The organism is Flavobacterium jumunjinense, assembly GCF_021650975.2.
GTDB lineage: Bacteria > Bacteroidota > Bacteroidia > Flavobacteriales > Flavobacteriaceae > Flavobacterium > Flavobacterium jumunjinense.
On sequence record NZ_CP091285.1, the window covers coordinates 1,896,319 to 1,914,536 of the forward strand.

Consider the following 18,218-nt stretch of genomic DNA (forward strand, 5'->3'; position numbering starts at 1 on the left):
TAAGAAAGTAGAATTCATGACTCAAAACATTAAAGGTTTCTCAAAATTATCAAAAGAAGAGAAAGTAGATTGGATAGTTAAAACTTATTTCTCAACCCCAGAAACAGCAAAAGGAATAGTTAGTCAATATTGGAATAGCAATGAAAGTTTGCAAAAACTACATGATGAGTTTATAGAAAACACAATTACAAACTTCTATTTGCCCTACGGAGTTGCTCCAAACTTTATTATAAACAATAAAAGTTATACGGTTCCAATGGCAATCGAAGAAAGTTCGGTTGTTGCTGCAGCATCAAAAGCGGCAAAATTTTGGGGTGAAAGAGGCGGGTTTAAAGCAACTGTAATCAACACAGAAAAAATTGGACAAGTACATTTTCTTTTTAATGGAAATTCAGAAAAATTGCAATCTTTTTTTAATGCAATTAAACCGAAATTCTTTACAGAAACCGAAAATTTTACCAAGAACATGCAAAAGCGTGGAGGTGGAATATTAGATATAGAATTAAGAAATAAAACGGAAGAATTAGATAACTATTATCAGCTTCATGCTACTTTTAATACGAAAGATAGTATGGGAGCAAACTTCATAAACACGTGTTTAGAGCAGTTTGCAAAAACATTAGAAAACGAAGCGCAAGATTTTTTAGATTTCACAGAAAACGAAAAAAATATTCAAATAATAATGAGTATTTTGAGTAACTATGTGCCAAACTGTGTAGTTAGAGCAGAAGTTTCATGCCCAGTTTCCCAAATGAGCGAAGATGCATCAATAGATGCTAAAGAATTTGCAGAAAAATTCGTAAATGCAGTTAAAATAGCAGAAATAGAACCTTACAGAGCGGTAACGCACAATAAAGGAATCATGAACGGGGTAGATGCAGTAGTTTTGGCTACAGGTAACGACTTTAGGGCTGTAGAAGCAGGGATTCATGCCTATGCAAGTAAAACGGGGCAGTATCGAAGCCTGTCACATGCGAAAATAGAAGACGATATCTTCACTTTCTGGATAGAAATTCCATTAGCATTAGGGACAATAGGAGGTTTAACTTCTTTACATCCTTTGGTTAAATTTTCACTTGAAATGTTAGGTAATCCAAGTGCAGAAGATTTAATGAAGATAGTTGCAGTAACTGGCTTAGTGCAAAATTTTGCCGCAGTTCGCTCGCTAACAACAACAGGGATACAACAAGGACACATGAAGATGCATATAAACAATATACTGAATCAGCATAAGGCAAGTAAAGAAGAGAAAGTACAAGTTATGGAGTATTTCAAAAACGCAACAATCTCACACAGTTTAGTCGTAGATTATTTAGAAGGACTAAGAAAGTAATCTTTTTTAGGAGCTAATTCCTGCTGTTCGCTATATCTGTCATTGCGAGAAATGCATTGATTTTTAAATACATAAGTTCAAATCTCGCAATGTCAGGATGTCGCTTCCATCAGGGCTAAAACCAATCAATATGAAAGAACAAATTTTTTATAGTAATGGAAAACTACTCCTAACAGGGGAATATGTTGTGCTCGATGGGGCAAAAGCCTTAGCGGTGCCAACAAAATTCGGTCAAAACTTGGTAGTTAATCAAGGGAAAAATAAAGAAATTAGTTGGGTAAGCTATGATTCAGATAAAACAATATGGTTTCAAGATGTGCTTACTTTTCAGGAAATTCAAAAAAAAGAAACAGAAGGCACAAATTCTAAGGTAAAAAATACACTTTTAGAAATTTTACATCAAGCCTTTATTCAAAATCCTGGCTTTATTAATAATTCAGATGGGTATGTTATCGAAACGCATTTAACATTTCCAAGATTATGGGGGCTAGGAACATCTTCTACTTTAATCAATAACTTAGGACAATGGTTGCAAATAGATGCTTTTGAATTGTTGCAAAAAAGTTTTGGAGGTAGTGGGTACGATGTTGCATGTGCTCAAAATAACCACCCTATAATTTATTCTATAGAAAATAATAAATCAAAATTTCAAATTGTAGATTTCGAACCTTCGTTTAAAGAAAATATACACTTCGTTTATTTAAATAAAAAGCAAAGTAGTAAATCCGCAATTTCAAATTATATAACAAAACGACATAGAGTCGATACTATTATTTCAGAAATAGATCAAATTACTCAAGATGCATTAAAAACAAGCGAAGGGCGAGCATTTGCATTGTTGATGGAAAGACATCAAGTTATAATGAGTAATGTTCTAGAAACTGAAACAGTGAAAGAAATGTTATTTCCAGATTTTAAAGGGATTGTAAAAAGTCTTGGAGCTTGGGGAGGTGATTTTGTTATGGTGTTGTCTAAGCAAAGCCCTAAAGAGTATTTTATAGAAAAAGGATATACTACAATATTAAGCTATGATGAAATGGTTTTGTAGAAAACTATAAATTATTGGAAATAAAAAAACCACTCGTTTGAGTGGTTTTTTTTGTGGTACCTCCAGGAATCGAACCAGGGACACATGGATTTTCAGTCCATTGCTCTACCAACTGAGCTAAGGTACCATTTTGTTCAAAGAACAAATAAGATTATAACGATATTTTAGAATCTACTTTTAGTAGTAATTTGTGGTACCTCCAGGAATCGAACCAGGGACACATGGATTTTCAGTCCATTGCTCTACCAACTGAGCTAAGGTACCATTGCTTTGTTTTAGCGAGTGCAAATATATAACGCTTTTTTAAATATCCAAGACATTTTTTTAAAAAAATCATTTTGTATATTTGCGAACCGAAAATCTTAATAATGCTTTTAACTATAGATATTGGTAATACAAGGATTAAATGTGCTGTCTTTGAGTATGATAAAATTTTATTTAAAGAGAGCTTTGTGAGAAATGATGCTGAAAAAAAAATAAAAGAAATTTTTTATAATTTTCCAGAAATAGTAAATTCAATATCATCTTCAGTTGGTAATCTAGATAAAGAAACATTTTTATTAATAGAAAAGAACTCCAATTTAACCGTTGTATCTAATCAAACAAGAATGCCATTTCAGAACAAATACAGTACGCCAAATACTTTGGGGGTAGACAGAATGGTATTAACTGCTGGTGCGTCTATAAAATACCCAAAGAAAAATTGTTTAATTATCGATGCAGGAACTTGTGTTACTTATGATTTTATTGATGAAAACAACAACTATTTAGGAGGTGCAATTTCACCAGGTATTAAGTTACGTTATGATAGTTTACACAATTATACAGCTAAATTGCCGTTATTAGAAAAAAAACATCCAAATAATTTTGTTGGAAACTCAACGGATGAGGCAATTCATTCAGGTGTTATCAATGGAGTAATCAGTGAAATAGAGGGATTCGCATCACAATATTTTCTTAAATATGAAGATTTAACAGTAATTTTAACAGGAGGCGATGCGGAATTTTTGGCTAAAAGATTAAAAAGCACCATATTTGCCAATTCAAATTTTTTACTAGAGAGTTTGAATTTATTATTTACTTATGTACAAAGAAAAAATGACTAAAAAATTAATTGTTTTTGTAACACTTTTATTTTGTGTTATAGGTTACTCGCAAGAAGGTACTTCATCACCATATTCATATTATGGTTTAGGTGAAGTTAAATTTAGAGGTACTCAAAGCTCAAGAGCCATGGGAGGCTTAGGTATTCAAGGGGATAGTATTTCTCTTAATTTACTAAATCCAGCTTCATATTCGCATTTAAGATTAACAACATTAGCAGTTGGTGCAACGTCAACATTTACTAATTTAGAGAATGAAACTGAAAAAGGAAAAGCGAAAAGAACAGGCTTAGATTATTTAGCAGTTGGTATTCCTATGGGTAAATTTGGTGCTTCTTTAGGTGTTTTGCCTTATAGTGCAGTTGGATATAAGTTAAAAAGCTCAACTACAATAGACGGTCAAGTTGTAGAGAAAAGTTTTACAGGAGAAGGAAATATAAATAAGGTGTTTTTTGGTTTAGCATACAGTGTAAATAAAAAATTAAGTTTAGGTTTCGATGTTCAATATAATTTTGGAGATATTCAAAATGAAAGTATAGAGAATAACACGTCAATTACTTTGTCTGGAAGAGAAAGAAATACTTCAAGAATATCAGGTAGCTCATTTAATATTGGGGCCTTGTATACTACAAAATGGAAAGAAAAATACGACATTTATACTAGTTTTGTGTTTTCTCCAGAAGCAAGATTAAATTCAACAAACGAGCGCAATCTTGCAACAGTTACTTTTACGGGTAACGGAGCAGAAATTGTCAATGATAATATTGATATTGCAGTACCAAATTCAAAATTGTCAATTCCAACTAAATTAGCTTTAGGATTAGGTTTGGGTGAAAAAAACAAATGGTTAGTTGGTTCAGAGGTTACTTTTCAAAGTAGTAGTCAAATATCAAATAGATTTAGAGATGAAGATGCTGATGTAGCTTATAAGAATTCGCAAAAATTTGTATTAGGTGGATTTTATATACCTAAATTCGATTCGTATACAAGCTATTTAAGTAGGGTTGTTTATAGAGCTGGGGTTAGATATGAAAATACTGGCTTGGTGATAAAGAATAAAGAGATTAATGACTATGGCATGAATTTTGGTCTAGGATTACCGCTAGGATATTCAAAAATAGATGTAGGTTTCGAATTCGGTGTAAGAGGAACTACATATTATAACTTAGTAAGAGAAAACTATTTTAATTTAAGTATAGGTTTATCTTTAAGTGATAAATGGTTTAAGAAAAGAAAAATTGATTAATAAATTTTATAATTAGTATATATGAAAACTAAATTATCTTTATTATTTGTAGCAACGATTGGTTTTTTTGCAAATGCACAAAATAGCGATGCTTGTACAGAGACTTTAAGTTTAATGGGTTCTTCCGTTAGGGCAAACGACCCAGCAGGTTATGATTACCTAGCGACATTGAGAAAAGATTGTGCTTCTTTTGATAAAAGAGTTTATTCTTATGGTGAATTTGCTATTAAGCAAAAAATTGAAAGAGTAGAAGGCGCTGAAAAAGAAAAATACGTTCGTGATTTAATGAGTTTTTATGATGAAAACTTAACGCACTTTCCGGAAACAGCAGGTAGTGTTGATATGAAAAAAGGTTTGACTTTGTTTAATTATAAAGTTGGAAATAACGAAGAAATCTTTGCTTTTTTAGATAAAGCTTTTAAAACAGATAAAGAAAATTTCGATTCTACAAGAGCTTTATATGCTTACTTCGAAATCTTTGTAAATGATTATAAAGGAGAGAAAAAAGGAATTACGCTTCAACAAGTATTTGATAAATATGATGATATTTATGAGAAATTAGCGTTACAAGAAAAAGAATATTCAGATGCTAAAGATGTTTTAATAGCAAAAGAAGAAGCAGGTCAAGAATTAGATGCAAAAGAGGCGAAAGCGAAAGGAAAATACGAAGCGAATTTAGAGGATATAGCTATAGTTACATCAAGTATGGATGGAATTATTGTTCAATTGTCATCATGTGATAAATTGATTCCTTTTTATCAAAAATCATTTGATGAAAATGTTGGTAACAAGCAATGGTTGCTGAGAGCTGCGGATCGTTTAGAAGCTAAAGAATGTGACGGTGATCCATTGTTTTCTAAAATTTCAGAAGCGCTTTATAAGTTAGACCCAAGTGCGGAAGCTGCTTATAAGTTAGGTGTTGTTGAGTATCAAAAGAAAAATATCACTAAAGCAATGAGCTATTTTAATCAAGCAGCAGATTTGTTTACAGATAGTGGTAAGAAAGCAAATGTGTATATGAAAATGGCTACTATTTATTCTAGATCAAGTAAAAGTCAAGCAAGAAATTACGCAAGAAAAGCATTGCAAGCTAAACCTTCATATGGTAGAGCGTATATGTTGATTGGTGATTTATATGCTGGTAGCTTGAATGATTGTGGAACAGATCCATTTAGTAAGAGAGCTATTTATTGGTTAGCGGCACAGTATTGTGATAAAGCAGCTTCGGTAGATTCTTCTTTAAGAGGAACGGCTTCGAGTAGAGCAGCAAATTACAGAGCATCTGCGCCTTCTAGAGCAGAAATTTTTAATCATAAAGATGGAAACATGTCTGGAAAAAGAATTTCTTTTAACTGTTGGGTTGGAGAAAGTGTAACGGTTCCTTCTCTATAATATGAGAAAAAAAAATAGAAATATAATATTTAATATAGTCACAGTAATAATCACTGTGACTATGTTTTTTTCATGTGAAGGGTCTTTAAAAGATGTTCAGAAGTTTAATAAATCTTCTTTTTTGCCAGCAGGTGAGGTAGATTCGGTTAATTTAAAATATACAGATTCAGGACGTGTTAAGTCTATTCTTAAAAGTGAAAAAATGTTGGATTATAGTAATATACCAAATGCTTTTACTGAATTTCCAAAGGGAGTAGAGGTAACGATGTTTGATGCTAATAATAAAACAACAGTTATAGAATCGGATTATGCAATTTCGTACAAACGTACAGATATTATTGATTTACAAGGTAATGTGACTATAACTTCAAGCGATGGTAAGAAGTTAGAAACATCTCAGTTGTATTTTGATCAAAAAAATGAATGGTTTTTTACTGAAAAACATTTTAAATATACAGATAATGCAGGAGGTTTTCTTCAGGGGCCCGGTGTAGACTTTAGTAAGGACTTTAAAATCTTCAATATGCAAACGAGTAGTGGAGAAATCAATAGTGTAGAATAAAACATTTTATTTTTTGTCAATTAATTTCCTTATTTTTGATGAAAATTTGAAAAAATGAATTATTTAAAATTTATACAATATTTCTATTTGCTTTTTGGTGTTTTCTTTTTTTATGAAGCATTTAGAAGATATCAAAATAATGAAAGTTACCTTATGAGTATTGTAATTGCAGTAGTCGCAATAGGAATGTTCTTCTTTAGAAGACACTTTTATAATAAACAGAAAAATGGTCAAAAGTAATATATGGAAATAGCGATTATTGTTATTTGTTTACTACTTTCAGCCTTTTTCTCTGGAATGGAAATTGCTTATATTTCTTCCAATAAAGTATATCTTTCTATAGAAAAAAAACAGCAAAATTTTAACGCAAAAATTTTATCTAAATTAACAGAAAAACCATCTCAGTTTATCACTTCGATGTTGGTTGGAAATAATGTTGTTTTGGTAATTTATGGAATTTATTCGGGTGATTTATTGATGAATTGGTTAACTTCTTTTAGTTATGCTTTTTCTCCATTTGTAAGTCTCCTACTTCAAACACTGCTTTCTACTGCAATAATTTTAATGACTGCAGAGTTTTTGCCAAAAGTGTTCTTTCAGATATATGCAAATTCTTTTGTGAAGTTATTTGCAGCACCAGCTTATGTCTTTTATCAATTATTTTTTTGGGTTTCTAAGTTTATTATCTGGATTTCAGATTTTATTTTGAAAAAATTCTTTAAAACAGATGGAGATCAAGTGCAAGACTATTTTAGTAAGGTAGAGCTGGGGAATTATATTACGGAACAAATGAATAGTATTTCTCAAGATCATGAAATTGATTCAGAGATTCAGATTTTTCAAAATGCATTAGAATTTTCAGACTTAAAAGCAAGAGATATTATGACACCTCGTACTGAGATTTCGGGTGTAGATATTTCAGATTCAGTTTCTGAGTTGAGAACTTTGTTTGTAAGTACAGGATACTCTAAAATAATTGTTTACCAAAATTCGATTGATGATATTTTAGGATATGTTCATTCTTTTGAATTATTCAAAAAGCCAGAGACAATAAAGTCTATTATGATGCCTATTGAGTATGTTCCAGAAACTATTTTTGTAAAAGATTTGTTGGATATTCTAACTAAAAAAAGAAAAAGTATGGCAATTATTCTAGATGAGTATGGTGGTACATCTGGAATTATTACCGTTGAAGATATTATTGAAGAGTTGTTTGGGGAAATTGAAGACGAACATGATTTAGATGAAGCTCTAATAGATGAAAAAATTGAGAATGATGCTTATCTTTTCTCGGGAAGGTTAGATGTTGAATTTATAAATCAGAAATATGGCCTAGGAATACCAGAAAATGATTCCTATAGTACTTTGGGTGGTTTTATTGTTCATAATACAAAAGAAATTCCTCAAAATGAAAAGAAAATTAGGATTGAAAACTTTGAAATTACGATACATTCTGCTTCAAATAAAAAGATAGAATTGGTTAGACTTTCAATCTCAGAAGAAAAACAATAAGAAAAAGACAAAAAATTAATAGAAATTTTAACTTTTCTGTTTTGTTATTAAATAGATAATTGTATTTTCGCTCACTGAATAAAATTAAATTAATATAAAATGGCAGTTTTATCTAAAATTAGACAACGTTCATTCTTTCTAATCGTAATTATCGCTTTAGCATTGTTTTCATTTGTTTTAGCTGATGTTATCAAATCTGGAAGCTTTGGTTCAAACTCAAATAATATTGGATCTGTAGATGGGACAAATATTGCATCACAAGAATTCATGAAGAAAGTAGCTCAAGTTGAGCAACAAGCACAGCAAGGGCAAAACATGAGTTCTACTCAAGCAATGAATACTGTGTGGGAACAAGAAGTTAGAAGTATTTTGGTTGGAGGAGAAATTGAAAAAATCGGATTAGGTATCGGAGATGAGCAAATTATTAACGTTATAAAAGCAAATCCATATTTTTCTCAAAATCCACAGTTCTTAAATGAAGGTGGGAAATTTGATGAAAGTAAATTTAAAGAATTTGTAAAGTCAATTAAAAATGACCCTAATCAGGATCGTTGGATTCAATGGAAGCAATTTGAAAAAGATGCTGAAAAATCTGCTGTAGAGCAACTGTATTATAATATGGTTAAAGGTGGTGTTTATACTACTAAAGCTGAAGGTAAATTTAAGCATGAATTAGATAACAAGAAAGCTGATTTTGATTATGTAACTGTTGGTTTTTCAACAATTAATGATGATCAAATTAAAGTTTCTGATGATGAAGTTATGGCATATATGAAAAAGAATGCTAAAAAATACAAATCAGAAGAAACTAGAAGTATTGACTTCATCTTATTAGAGAAAAAACCTTCTACAAAAGATGAAAAAGATTTAGAAACTGAATTCTATAATTATGTTAACGGTGGAGAAGGTGTTCCTGCGTTTAAAGATGTAGAGGTTGAAAAGTTAGCTGCTTTTGTAAATAAAAATTCTCAAACGCCTTATGATTCTACTTATATTTTAAAGAAAAATTTGCCTATTGAGTTTCAAGAGCAATTGTTTAACTTAACAGAAGGTGAAGTTTTTGGACCTTATTTAAATAACGGTAATCAATCTTTATCAAGACTTGTAGGTAGAAAATCTAATTCAGGTGCAAAAGCAAGTCATATCCTATTGTCTTTTGATGGTGCACAAAGTCCTACTTCAACAAGAACTAAAGAAGAGGCTCAGGCATTAGCAAATTCATTGTTAGCACAAGCTAAGTCTAATCCTGATGGTTTTGCAGCTTTAGCTTCGGCTAATTCTGATGATCCAGGGTCAAAAGATAAAGGTGGAGAATACGATAATATCGCTCCAGGTCAAATGGTTCCAACTTTTAATGATTTTGTTTTTAATAACCCAGTTGGATCAATTGGAGTTGTAGAGACGGATTATGGATTCCATGTTATTAAAGTATCAGCTAAGTATGATGCAGTTCGTTTAGCTACAATTTCTAAAAAAGTTGAAGCATCAAACGAGACTATTGATAATTTATATAGTCAAGCAAGTAAATTCGAAGAAGCAGTTAGAGGTAAAAACTTTGAAGAAGTAGCAAAAACTTCTAAATTTACAGTACTTCCTGCTGCTAATATTAAATCTTCAGATGAATATATTCAAAGTTTAGGCGCACAAAGAGAAATTGTTCGTTGGACTTTTAACAATGAAACAGAATTAGGAGATGTTAAACGTTTTGAAACTCCAACTGGATTTGTTGTTGCTAAATTGAAAAGTAAAAATGACACTGGTTTATTATCTATGGATGTAGCTAAAGAATCTATAGGTGTTATTTTAAGAAATGAGAAAAAAGCAGAGCAAATTAAAAAGAAAATGACTGGGACTTCTTTAGAAGATATTGCAAAGAGTTCTGGTGGATCTGTTTTAACTGCTGCAGGTGTTTCTTCTGGAAACCCGTTAATTCCTAATGTAGGTTTAGAGCCTAAAGTTGTTGGGACTGCATTTAGTTTAGCAGAAGGGAAGTCGTCTAAGTTGATTGTAGGTAATTCGGGTGTATTTATGATTAAATCTAAGAAAGTAAGTGCTGCACCAGCATTAGATAACTTTTCTACATTTATTACTCAAGAGAAATCGCAACAAGCTTCTTCTTCTCAGTCTAGAGCATATCAAGCTATTAAAGAGAAAGCGGAAATTAATGATAATAGAGCTAGATTTTAATGATAAAATAAGCTTAAAAAAAAGATCCGTTGAAATTTTCAGCGGATCTTTTTTTTTAGTTATAAACTCTTAACGTGGTAGAGTTTATTTGTTGCACTCTGTATTGTTTCATTGGGTATTCTTTTCCAGGGGCTAATCCTGTAAAGAAACTATATTCGGTATCATCACATGGGCATTTAGCCTTTATCCCGTTAATTGTCATAGTTGAACATGTAGAGAGTACTTGGTTTGGGCATGCAGCATCAAAAGCTTTGTAATTTCCACCTCCAGCATTGAAAACGAAAACACCTCTAATTCCTGCTGCACCATTGTTTACGTAAACTACATTGGTATCAAAAACTAATTGACTATATTGTGGTAAGTTTAGATTTAATGTTACGTCAACTGGAAAGTTTGGTAAATAGGGATTACTGTTGTTAATTTTATCATCTTTCGAACAACTGATTGATAAGCCAATCATGATAAAAAATATTATGCTTTTTCTTATTTTCATGCTATAAATTTTAAATATCAAATTTAATTTATTTAAATTTGACTAGCTAAAAATCAGACATAAATTAAAATTAAAAAATAATTATTACCTTTGTAGAAGGGAATCCCACTTTGGTGGGATTCTTTCTATTTTATATAAAGAATGAACTTATGAGTACAGTATCTTATTACACAGCAGAAGGTTTGAAAAAACTAAGAGATGAAGTTGAGCAATTAAAAAGCATTGAAAGACCAAAAGCATCACAGGCTATTGCGGAGGCTCGAGATAAGGGCGATCTGTCTGAAAATGCAGAATATGATGCGGCTAAGGAAGCGCAAGGGTTACTTGAAATGAAGATTTCTAAAATGGACGAAATTTTGGCAAATGCTCGCTTAATTGATGAATCACAATTAGATTTATCAAAAGTACTTGTGTTGTCAACTGTTAAAATAAAAAATCAAACTAATGGTATGGAAATGACATATACATTAGTTGCAGAAAGTGAAGCGAATTTAAAAACTGGAAAAATTTCAGTTACTTCACCAATAGGAAAAGGTTTGTTAGGGAAAAAAGTAGGTGAAATTGCCGAAATTAGTGTTCCTAATGGTGTGTTAAAATTTGAAATCATAGAAATATCAAGAGAATAATATGGCGTCTATTTTTACTAAGATAGTAAATGGTGAAATTCCATGCTATAAAATAGCAGAGGATGATAATTTTATAGCTTTTTTAGATGTTAATCCAAATGCTAAAGGACATACTTTGTGTGTGCCTAAAAAAGAAATAAATAAAATCTTCGATATGGAAGATGATTTGTATTTAGGACTTATGGCTTTCTCTAAAAAAATTGCAAAAGGCATAGAGAAGACAATAGAATGTAAAAGAGTAGGTGTTGCGGTTGTAGGGCTTGAAGTTCCTCATGTACACGTGCATTTAATTCCTTTACAAGATATGGATGATATGCGTTTTCAGAGGAAGGTAAGTTTAGAAAAAGAAGAATTTGAAGCTTTAGCTAAAAAGATAAGTCAAAATATTTAAATTAAAATCCTGTTAAAGCAGGATTTTTTTATTCTGAAAAATATAATAACAAAAAAAAAGTTCTGCAATTGCAGAACTTTTTAGTCTTTCTAGGTAATCAAAAAATAATAATGATATAAATATATTAGTCTTCGATAACTACTACTTGAGCAGCTACTTTACCTTTTCTTCCTTCTTCTTCTTCGTAATTTACTCTTTCTCCTTGAGTTAATGACTCAACTCTCATTCCACTTGCGTGTACGAAAATGTCTTTTCCTGTTTCTTCATCTGTGATGAAACCGTAACCTTTTTCTTCATTGAAGAATTTAACTGTGCCTATTCGCATGTTGTAATGTAAAAATAATTAATAATACTCCAAAGATATACTTATTTGTGAAACAAACACAGTTTTGAGTGAAAAAATTATTGATTTTCAGACTTTTCCTTTTCTGGAGCATTATTTTTTAACACATAATCTTTAATATTTTTGTTACGATACCTATGATAAATGAATAATGGCATTAAGACTAAAGCAAGTAATAGTACGCCTAAACCTACCCATTTGTCACCATCTGCACTATTAATATTCTTTAGATAATAACCGTAGATTACTAATGCGAAAAAAGAAAAAAGTAAAAACCTAAGTATGTATTTCATAATTAAAGAAAATTAAAAAAGGCTCAATTTGAGCCTTTTTGAGTTATTTTAAACGAATATGTAATTCGTCTAATTGTTTGTTGTCAATTTTTGCAGGTGCATCAATCATAACATCTCTACCTGAATTATTTTTTGGAAAAGCAATAAAATCGCGAATTGTTTCCTGTCCGCCTAAAATAGAAACTAATCTATCTAAACCAAAAGCTAAACCACCATGAGGAGGAGCTCCAAATTCGAAAGCATTCATTAAGAAACCGAATTGAGCTTCAGCTTCTTCTTTGCTAAAGCCTAATAAATCAAACATTCTTGCTTGAAGTTCTTTATTATGTATACGAATTGAACCACCACCAATTTCATTTCCATTTAAAACCATGTCATACGCGTTGGCTCTTACTTTTCCTGGTTCAGTTTCAATCAATTTGATGTCTTCTGGTTTTGGAGATGTAAATGGATGATGCATTGCGTGGTAGCGTGCACTTTCTTCATCCCATTCAAGTAAAGGGAAGTCAATTACCCATAATGGTGCAAATTCGTTAGGTTTGCGTAAGCCTAAACGAGTTGCTATTTCCATACGTAAAGCAGAAAGCTGTGCTCTCGTTTTATCCGCGTTTCCGGATAATACTAATATTAAATCACCAGGTTTGGCATTGGTTGCTTCTGCCCATTTTTTTAAGTCTTCTTGATCGTAAAACTTGTCTACAGAAGATTTAAATGTTCCATCTGCTTCACATTTTACATACACCATTCCTAGAGCACCAACTTGTGGTCGTTTCACCCATTCGATTAACGCATCTATTTCTTTTCTTGAATAAGAAGCACAACCAGGAGCTGCAATACCAACAACTAATTCTGCACTATTGAATACTGAAAAATCTTTATGTTGAGCGATTGCGTTTAACTCTCCAAATTTCATTTCGAAACGAATGTCTGGTTTGTCGTTTCCATATGTTTTCATTGCATAATCGTAAGTTATTCTTGGGAATTTTGCAACTTCTACACCTTTAATTTCTTTTAGCAAATGACGAGTCAATCCTTCAAACATATCTAATATGTCTTCTTGTTCAACAAAAGCCATCTCACAATCTATTTGTGTAAATTCTGGTTGACGGTCTGCCCTTAAGTCTTCATCACGGAAACATTTTACAATTTGAAAATATTTATCCATTCCACCAACCATCAATAATTGTTTGAATGTTTGTGGAGATTGAGGTAAGGCATAGAATTGTCCTTCGTTCATTCTGCTAGGTACAACAAAATCACGTGCTCCTTCTGGAGTTGACTTTATTAGATAGGGTGTTTCAACTTCGCAAAATCCTTTATCAGAAAGAAATTTACGAACTTCCATACTTACTTTATGACGGAATAATAAATTATTTTTTACTGGGTTTCTACGGATGTCTAAATAACGATATTTCATTCTTAGGTCTTCTCCGCCATCTGTTTCGTCCTCAATTGTGAAAGGAGGAACCATTGCTTGGTTTAAAACAGTAAGTTCTGAAACTAAAATTTCAATTTCACCTGTTGGCATGTTTGGGTTTTTAGACTCTCTTTCGATAACCTTACCTTTAACCTGAATAACGAATTCTCTTCCTAATGATTTCGCTTTCTCAAAAACATCTTTATTAGTTCGTTCTTCATCTAAGATTAACTGAGTGACTCCATACCTATCACGAATGTCGACCCAAATCATAAAACCTTTGTCTCTTGATTTTTGTACCCAACCAGCTAATGTTACTTCTGTATTTATGTGTGAAGCATTTAGTTCTCCACAAGTATGACTTCTATACATTTTCTTAAAATTTATGCAAAAGTAATAACAAATATTAATTTTATCGCTTAAATTTATTAGATTTGGTTTTTATTTTAAACTCAATATAAGTGTTATGAAAAAAGTAATCCTATTATTTTTATTTGCTATAGTATCTACATATGCTCAAGATAGCAGTGAAATGGTCTCTTTTGAAGGGAAAATAGCAAATCGTAATTCAGATTCTATAGTTGTTTCTTCTGGAAGAAATTTTGGAAAGACTATAAAACTGAATAAAAAAGGTGAATTTAAGGATGCATTTGAAATTCCAGCTGCTGGTTTATTTCAAATATTCGATGGAACTGAAGCAACTTTAGTATATTTAAAAAGCGGATATAATTTGAAGTTAACAATGGACGCAAAGAAATTTGATGAATCTATTGTTTATTCTGGAAATGGTTCTAAAGAGAATAATTATTTAGCTAAAAAAGCATTATCTGATGAAGCTTTTGGTATTGTGGCGGAAGACTTGATGAAAGAGGATCAAGCTGGATTTACAAGAGGTTTAAACAAGAAAAAAGAAAGTGATTTAGCAAATCTTAGTAGTGCAGATATAGATGCAGACTTAGTTGCTTTATTGAATCCTATGATTGAGCAAGATGCAAAAATGTTTGCACAATATTATGGACAAAAATTAGAGGCTAGTAAAATGGCAGGAACTTCTTTTCCTTCGTTTAGTTTTGAGAATCATAAAGGAGGAATGTCTAAAATTAGTGATTTCAAAGGAAAATTAGTTTATATAGATGTTTGGGCAACTTGGTGTGGACCATGTAGAGCTGAGATTCCATTTTTGAAAAAAGCTGAAGAAAAATACAAAGGAAAAAATATAGAATTTGTTAGTATATCTATTGATTCGAAGAAGGATTATGATAAGTGGAAAAAATTTGTTATAGACAAGAAACTTGGAGGAGTTCAATTAATTGCTGAGAATGATTGGAATTCTGATTTGGTGAAAGCATTAAAAATTAGTGGTATTCCAAGGTTTATTTTAGTAGATGTTGAAGGTAATATTATGATAGCTGATGCGCCAAGACCATCTTCTGAAGCTTTTAATTCTGCTTTAGATGAGCTTTTAAACTATAAAGGATAAGACAAAGAGATAATATTAAAAAGTCGATGTGAAAGCATTGACTTTTTTTAAATTTTCAATGTTACCAAATTGTTAACTTAATGTTTGTTTATTGTAAAATAGTTTATTATATTTGTTATAATAATTACTTAACCTATTAAAATATAGACATATGAAAAATATAATAATCACAGCATCTTTATTAATCTCAAGTTTAATGTTTGCTCAAAAGGTAGAACCAAAGTTCGAAGCAGTTGATAATATGGTTAAGGCTACTTATTATCATGATAACGGTCAAGTGAAACAAGAAGGTTTCTATTTGGATGGAAAATTACATGGTGAATGGATTTCATATAATGAAAGTGGTGTTAAGCAGACTATTGGTGAATATAATAAGGGAAATAAAGTTGGTAAATGGTTTTTCTGGAATACAGATAAATTAAGTGAAGTAGACTTTTCTGATAGTAGAATTGTAGCAATAAAAAAATGGTCTAGTGAAACATTAGTTAAAAACTAGATTTCAATAAAAATTATAAATAAAAAAGATGGTAAAATTTACCATCTTTTTTTGTTGAAGGTATTTTCTTTTTTTATAGGTTTTTATAATAGCTCACTTGTATTGTTGTTCCTTTTCCAATCTCAGAGGCAATAACTTTAATTCTCCCTTTGTGATAATCTTGAACAATTCTTTTTGTTAATGATAAACCTAGTCCCCAACCTCTTTTTTTAGTAGTAAAACCGGGTTCAAATATTTTATTGAATTGGTTTTTTGGAATTCCTTTTCCAGTGTCCGTAATCTTGATTTTTATAATATTTACATCATCAATGATGTTTATATCTAATTTCCCTTTTCCTTTCATGGCATCGATAGCATTTTTAACAAGATTTTCAATTGTCCAGCTGTGGAGTATTGGGTTGATGGGAATCTGTATAGGGTATTCAGGACCGGAGAAAGAAAAAACAACATGTTTGGAGGTTCTGGCTTTAAGATATTCGTAAGAGTTCTTAGTCTCATCAATAATATCTTTTATTTCAAGAACAGGTTCGCTACCAATTTTCGAAAAACGATCTGTAATGGTTTGCAAACGATTGATGTCTTTTTCAATTTCTTGAATGGTACTTTCTTCTACATTGTCTAATTTTAAAATTTCTAACCAACCAATTAATGAAGATAAAGGCGTGCCAATTTGATGAGCTGTCTCTTTTGCCATTCCTGCCCAAAGTTTATTTTGAGTAGCCATTTTTGTGGCTCTATAGAAATTGTATACTACAGCTCCAAATAAAATGATAATCAAAACTAAAGCAATTGGATAATATTTTAATTTGTTCAGTAATGGAGAATTTCCATAATATAATAGATGATAAGTGTCATCAGAAAGAGACATTTTAATTGGCATGTTTTCTGTTTTAATCTTATCAAAAAGCTTCTTTAATAAAATACTATCATTGGCAATCTCTTCTTCAATATTATTGTTGTTGAGTATAACGTTATCATTGTTAATAACAATCATAGGGTTTGTACTATTGGCGCTTATAATTTTAAACGGCAATTCAACATCGGTATATTCATTAGCATTAGCTAAGTTTTTTTGAGCATCCGCCCATAATTCAACTTTTAAACGTTCTTCGTTTTTAAAAATCTGAAAGAAAGTATAGGTGTTCCAAAGTATGATGATTACAATTAGGAAGGAAGATAATATTATGAACCAACGTGTGATGTTTCTTTTTTCGTAAAATTGCATAGGAAATATTTGTTAGTAAAAATACTAAAAAAAGTAATTAAGTATATAGGGATCTATTAATACTGAAACGTAATTATTAAAAACTTATTTTGTTTTTAATAGAAAAGAGAAGAATTTTATATAAATGCCTTTTCAATTTGGGTTGAGATTAAAATTGTGTAATTTTGTAAAAATATTTTCAAAATGATATCAATAGACCCAAAGGAAATAGCACCAGCAAAATTACAAGGATACCTTCAAGGAGCCGTTGCACCGAGACCAATTGCATTTGCAAGTACGCTCGATGAAAACGGAAATCCAAACTTGTCTCCTTTTAGTTTTTTTAATGTTTTTAGCTCTAATCCTCCAATTTTGATTTTTTCACCAGCAAGGAGAGTCAGAGATAATTCAATAAAACATACGTTAATCAATTCTAAAAGCACTAAAGAAGTTGTTATTAATGTGGTTAATTATGATATTGTTCAGCAAATGTCATTATCAAGTACAGAATATCCAGATGGTGTAAATGAATTTGAAAAATCAGGTTTAACCATGGTTAAGTCGGATATTGTGAAACCATTTAGAGTAGCAGAAAGCCCTGTTCAGTTTGAATGCATAATTAATGAAGTTATAGCATTAGGAGATCAAGGTGGTGCTGGAAATTTAGTAGTTTGTGAAGTAGTTAAAATTCATATTAACGAAGCGGTTTTAGATGAAAATGGAACAATAGATCAACATAAAATTGATTTGGTTTCTAGAATGGGTGGAAATTGGTACAGTAGAGCTAATATGGGAATGTTTGAAGTTGAAAAACCTATTTCAACCTTAGGTATAGGTGTAGATGCAATTCCTGTAGAAGTTAAAGAGAGTAATGTTTTTACAGGTAATGATTTAGGAAAATTAGGAAATATTGAAGCAATTCCTTCTGAAGAAGAAATTACTATCTTTGCAAAAGATAATTTTGAAATAAAAGCTGTTTTGAGCTCAGATGATGTATTGAAAAAGTATCAATTAGCCAAAAAATATTTAGATAATAACGATACTAAAAGTGCGTGGCAAGTACTTTTAGCAAAAAAATAAAATTTTTAAGAG

Annotated in this window: 19 protein-coding genes and 2 tRNA genes; 14 read left to right on the forward strand and 7 right to left on the reverse strand. The window is 31.0% G+C overall.

From position 1 onward, the window contains the following. Positions 1-16 precede the first annotated feature (16 nt). Together L2Z92_RS08405 and L2Z92_RS08410 are read left to right on the forward strand one after the other, a co-directional pair. Positions 17-1,333, forward strand: a complete 1,317-nt coding sequence (locus tag L2Z92_RS08405) for a hydroxymethylglutaryl-CoA reductase, degradative (RefSeq protein ID WP_236458380.1) — start codon at positions 17-19, stop codon at positions 1,331-1,333. A 130-nt stretch (positions 1,334-1,463) separates the two neighbouring features. Next, positions 1,464-2,381 (forward strand): GYDIA family GHMP kinase, encoded by a 918-nt coding sequence (locus L2Z92_RS08410; RefSeq protein WP_236458381.1) that lies wholly within the window; start codon positions 1,464-1,466, stop codon positions 2,379-2,381. 54 nt (positions 2,382-2,435) lie between these two features. Here the strand turns inward: L2Z92_RS08410 and L2Z92_RS08415 are convergent. Together L2Z92_RS08415 and L2Z92_RS08420 are read right to left on the reverse strand one after the other, a co-directional pair. Further along, a tRNA-Phe gene (locus L2Z92_RS08415) sits at positions 2,436-2,508 on the reverse strand. A gap of 64 nt (positions 2,509-2,572) precedes the next feature. Then, a tRNA-Phe gene (locus tag L2Z92_RS08420) sits at positions 2,573-2,645 on the reverse strand. A 104-nt stretch (positions 2,646-2,749) separates the two neighbouring features. Here L2Z92_RS08420 and L2Z92_RS08425 point away from each other — a divergent pair. The 7 genes from L2Z92_RS08425 to L2Z92_RS08455 all read left to right on the forward strand — a co-directional run bounded on the left by L2Z92_RS08425 (position 2,750) and on the right by L2Z92_RS08455 (position 10,383). Beyond that, positions 2,750-3,487 carry a type III pantothenate kinase gene (locus L2Z92_RS08425; RefSeq protein WP_236458382.1) on the forward strand — a complete coding sequence of 246 codons (738 nt, stop codon included), beginning with the start codon at positions 2,750-2,752 and terminating at the stop codon, positions 3,485-3,487. Then, the gene (locus L2Z92_RS08430) at positions 3,480-4,730 is read left to right on the forward strand and encodes a hypothetical protein (protein ID WP_236458383.1); all 1,251 of its coding nucleotides are present in this window, start codon (positions 3,480-3,482) and stop codon (positions 4,728-4,730) included. Before L2Z92_RS08425 ends, L2Z92_RS08430 begins: the two co-directional genes overlap by 8 nt. A 21-nt stretch (positions 4,731-4,751) precedes the next feature. Further along, positions 4,752-6,122, forward strand: a complete 1,371-nt coding sequence (locus tag L2Z92_RS08435; RefSeq protein WP_236458384.1) for a tetratricopeptide repeat protein — start codon at positions 4,752-4,754, stop codon at positions 6,120-6,122. 1 nt (position 6,123) lies between these two features. After that, entirely contained in the window at positions 6,124-6,684 is a 561-nt protein-coding gene (gene lptC / locus L2Z92_RS08440) for an LPS export ABC transporter periplasmic protein LptC (RefSeq protein WP_236458385.1), read from the forward strand. 54 nt (positions 6,685-6,738) lie between these two features. Further along, positions 6,739-6,924, forward strand: a complete 186-nt coding sequence (locus L2Z92_RS08445; RefSeq protein ID WP_236458386.1) for a hypothetical protein — start codon at positions 6,739-6,741, stop codon at positions 6,922-6,924. A 3-nt stretch (positions 6,925-6,927) separates the two neighbouring features. Beyond that, positions 6,928-8,196, forward strand: a complete 1,269-nt coding sequence (locus L2Z92_RS08450) for a hemolysin family protein (RefSeq protein WP_236458387.1) — start codon at positions 6,928-6,930, stop codon at positions 8,194-8,196. A gap of 99 nt (positions 8,197-8,295) precedes the next feature. Further along, positions 8,296-10,383 carry a peptidylprolyl isomerase gene (locus tag L2Z92_RS08455; protein ID WP_236458388.1) on the forward strand — a complete coding sequence of 696 codons (2,088 nt, stop codon included), beginning with the start codon at positions 8,296-8,298 and terminating at the stop codon, positions 10,381-10,383. A gap of 55 nt (positions 10,384-10,438) precedes the next feature. Here L2Z92_RS08455 and L2Z92_RS08460 read toward each other — a convergent pair whose 3' ends face one another. After that, on the reverse strand, positions 10,439-10,876 hold the full coding sequence (locus L2Z92_RS08460) for a hypothetical protein (RefSeq protein ID WP_236458389.1): 438 nt from the start codon (positions 10,874-10,876) through the stop codon (positions 10,439-10,441). Positions 10,877-11,025: 149 nt separating this feature from the next. On the opposite strand from L2Z92_RS08460, the gene greA reads away from it, so the two are divergent. Together greA and L2Z92_RS08470 are read left to right on the forward strand one after the other, a co-directional pair. After that, on the forward strand, positions 11,026-11,502 hold the full coding sequence (greA, locus tag L2Z92_RS08465; protein ID WP_236458390.1) for a transcription elongation factor GreA: 477 nt from the start codon (positions 11,026-11,028) through the stop codon (positions 11,500-11,502). 1 nt (position 11,503) lies between these two features. Next, entirely contained in the window at positions 11,504-11,893 is a 390-nt protein-coding gene (locus L2Z92_RS08470; protein WP_236458391.1) for an HIT family protein, read from the forward strand. Between the two features lie 124 nt (positions 11,894-12,017). Here the strand turns inward: L2Z92_RS08470 and L2Z92_RS08475 are convergent, their stop codons facing one another. From L2Z92_RS08475 to aspS, 3 genes are all read right to left on the reverse strand, one after another. Next, the gene (locus tag L2Z92_RS08475) at positions 12,018-12,218 is read right to left on the reverse strand and encodes a cold-shock protein (protein WP_236458392.1); all 201 of its coding nucleotides are present in this window, start codon (positions 12,216-12,218) and stop codon (positions 12,018-12,020) included. A gap of 77 nt (positions 12,219-12,295) precedes the next feature. After that, the gene (locus tag L2Z92_RS08480) at positions 12,296-12,529 is read right to left on the reverse strand and encodes a hypothetical protein (RefSeq protein WP_236458393.1); all 234 of its coding nucleotides are present in this window, start codon (positions 12,527-12,529) and stop codon (positions 12,296-12,298) included. A gap of 43 nt (positions 12,530-12,572) precedes the next feature. Beyond that, positions 12,573-14,318: an aspartate--tRNA ligase gene (aspS, locus tag L2Z92_RS08485; protein ID WP_236458394.1), complete on the reverse strand. Its 1,746-nt coding sequence runs from the start codon at positions 14,316-14,318 to the stop codon at positions 12,573-12,575. A 94-nt stretch (positions 14,319-14,412) separates the two neighbouring features. Between aspS and L2Z92_RS08490 the strand changes: the two genes are divergently transcribed. Together L2Z92_RS08490 and L2Z92_RS08495 are read left to right on the forward strand one after the other, a co-directional pair. After that, the gene (locus L2Z92_RS08490; protein ID WP_236458395.1) at positions 14,413-15,426 is read left to right on the forward strand and encodes a TlpA family protein disulfide reductase; all 1,014 of its coding nucleotides are present in this window, start codon (positions 14,413-14,415) and stop codon (positions 15,424-15,426) included. Between the two features lie 151 nt (positions 15,427-15,577). Continuing rightward, positions 15,578-15,922, forward strand: a complete 345-nt coding sequence (locus L2Z92_RS08495) for a toxin-antitoxin system YwqK family antitoxin (protein WP_236458396.1) — start codon at positions 15,578-15,580, stop codon at positions 15,920-15,922. Between the two features lie 73 nt (positions 15,923-15,995). Here L2Z92_RS08495 and L2Z92_RS08500 read toward each other — a convergent pair whose 3' ends face one another. Next, positions 15,996-17,147: a sensor histidine kinase gene (locus tag L2Z92_RS08500; RefSeq protein ID WP_236458397.1), complete on the reverse strand. Its 1,152-nt coding sequence runs from the start codon at positions 17,145-17,147 to the stop codon at positions 15,996-15,998. A gap of 183 nt (positions 17,148-17,330) precedes the next feature. Here L2Z92_RS08500 and L2Z92_RS08505 point away from each other — a divergent pair, with 183 nt between their 5' ends. Next, positions 17,331-18,206, forward strand: coding sequence for a flavin reductase family protein (locus L2Z92_RS08505; RefSeq protein ID WP_236458398.1), 876 nt, complete (start codon positions 17,331-17,333; stop codon positions 18,204-18,206). The last annotated feature ends 12 nt before the right edge of the window (positions 18,207-18,218 follow it).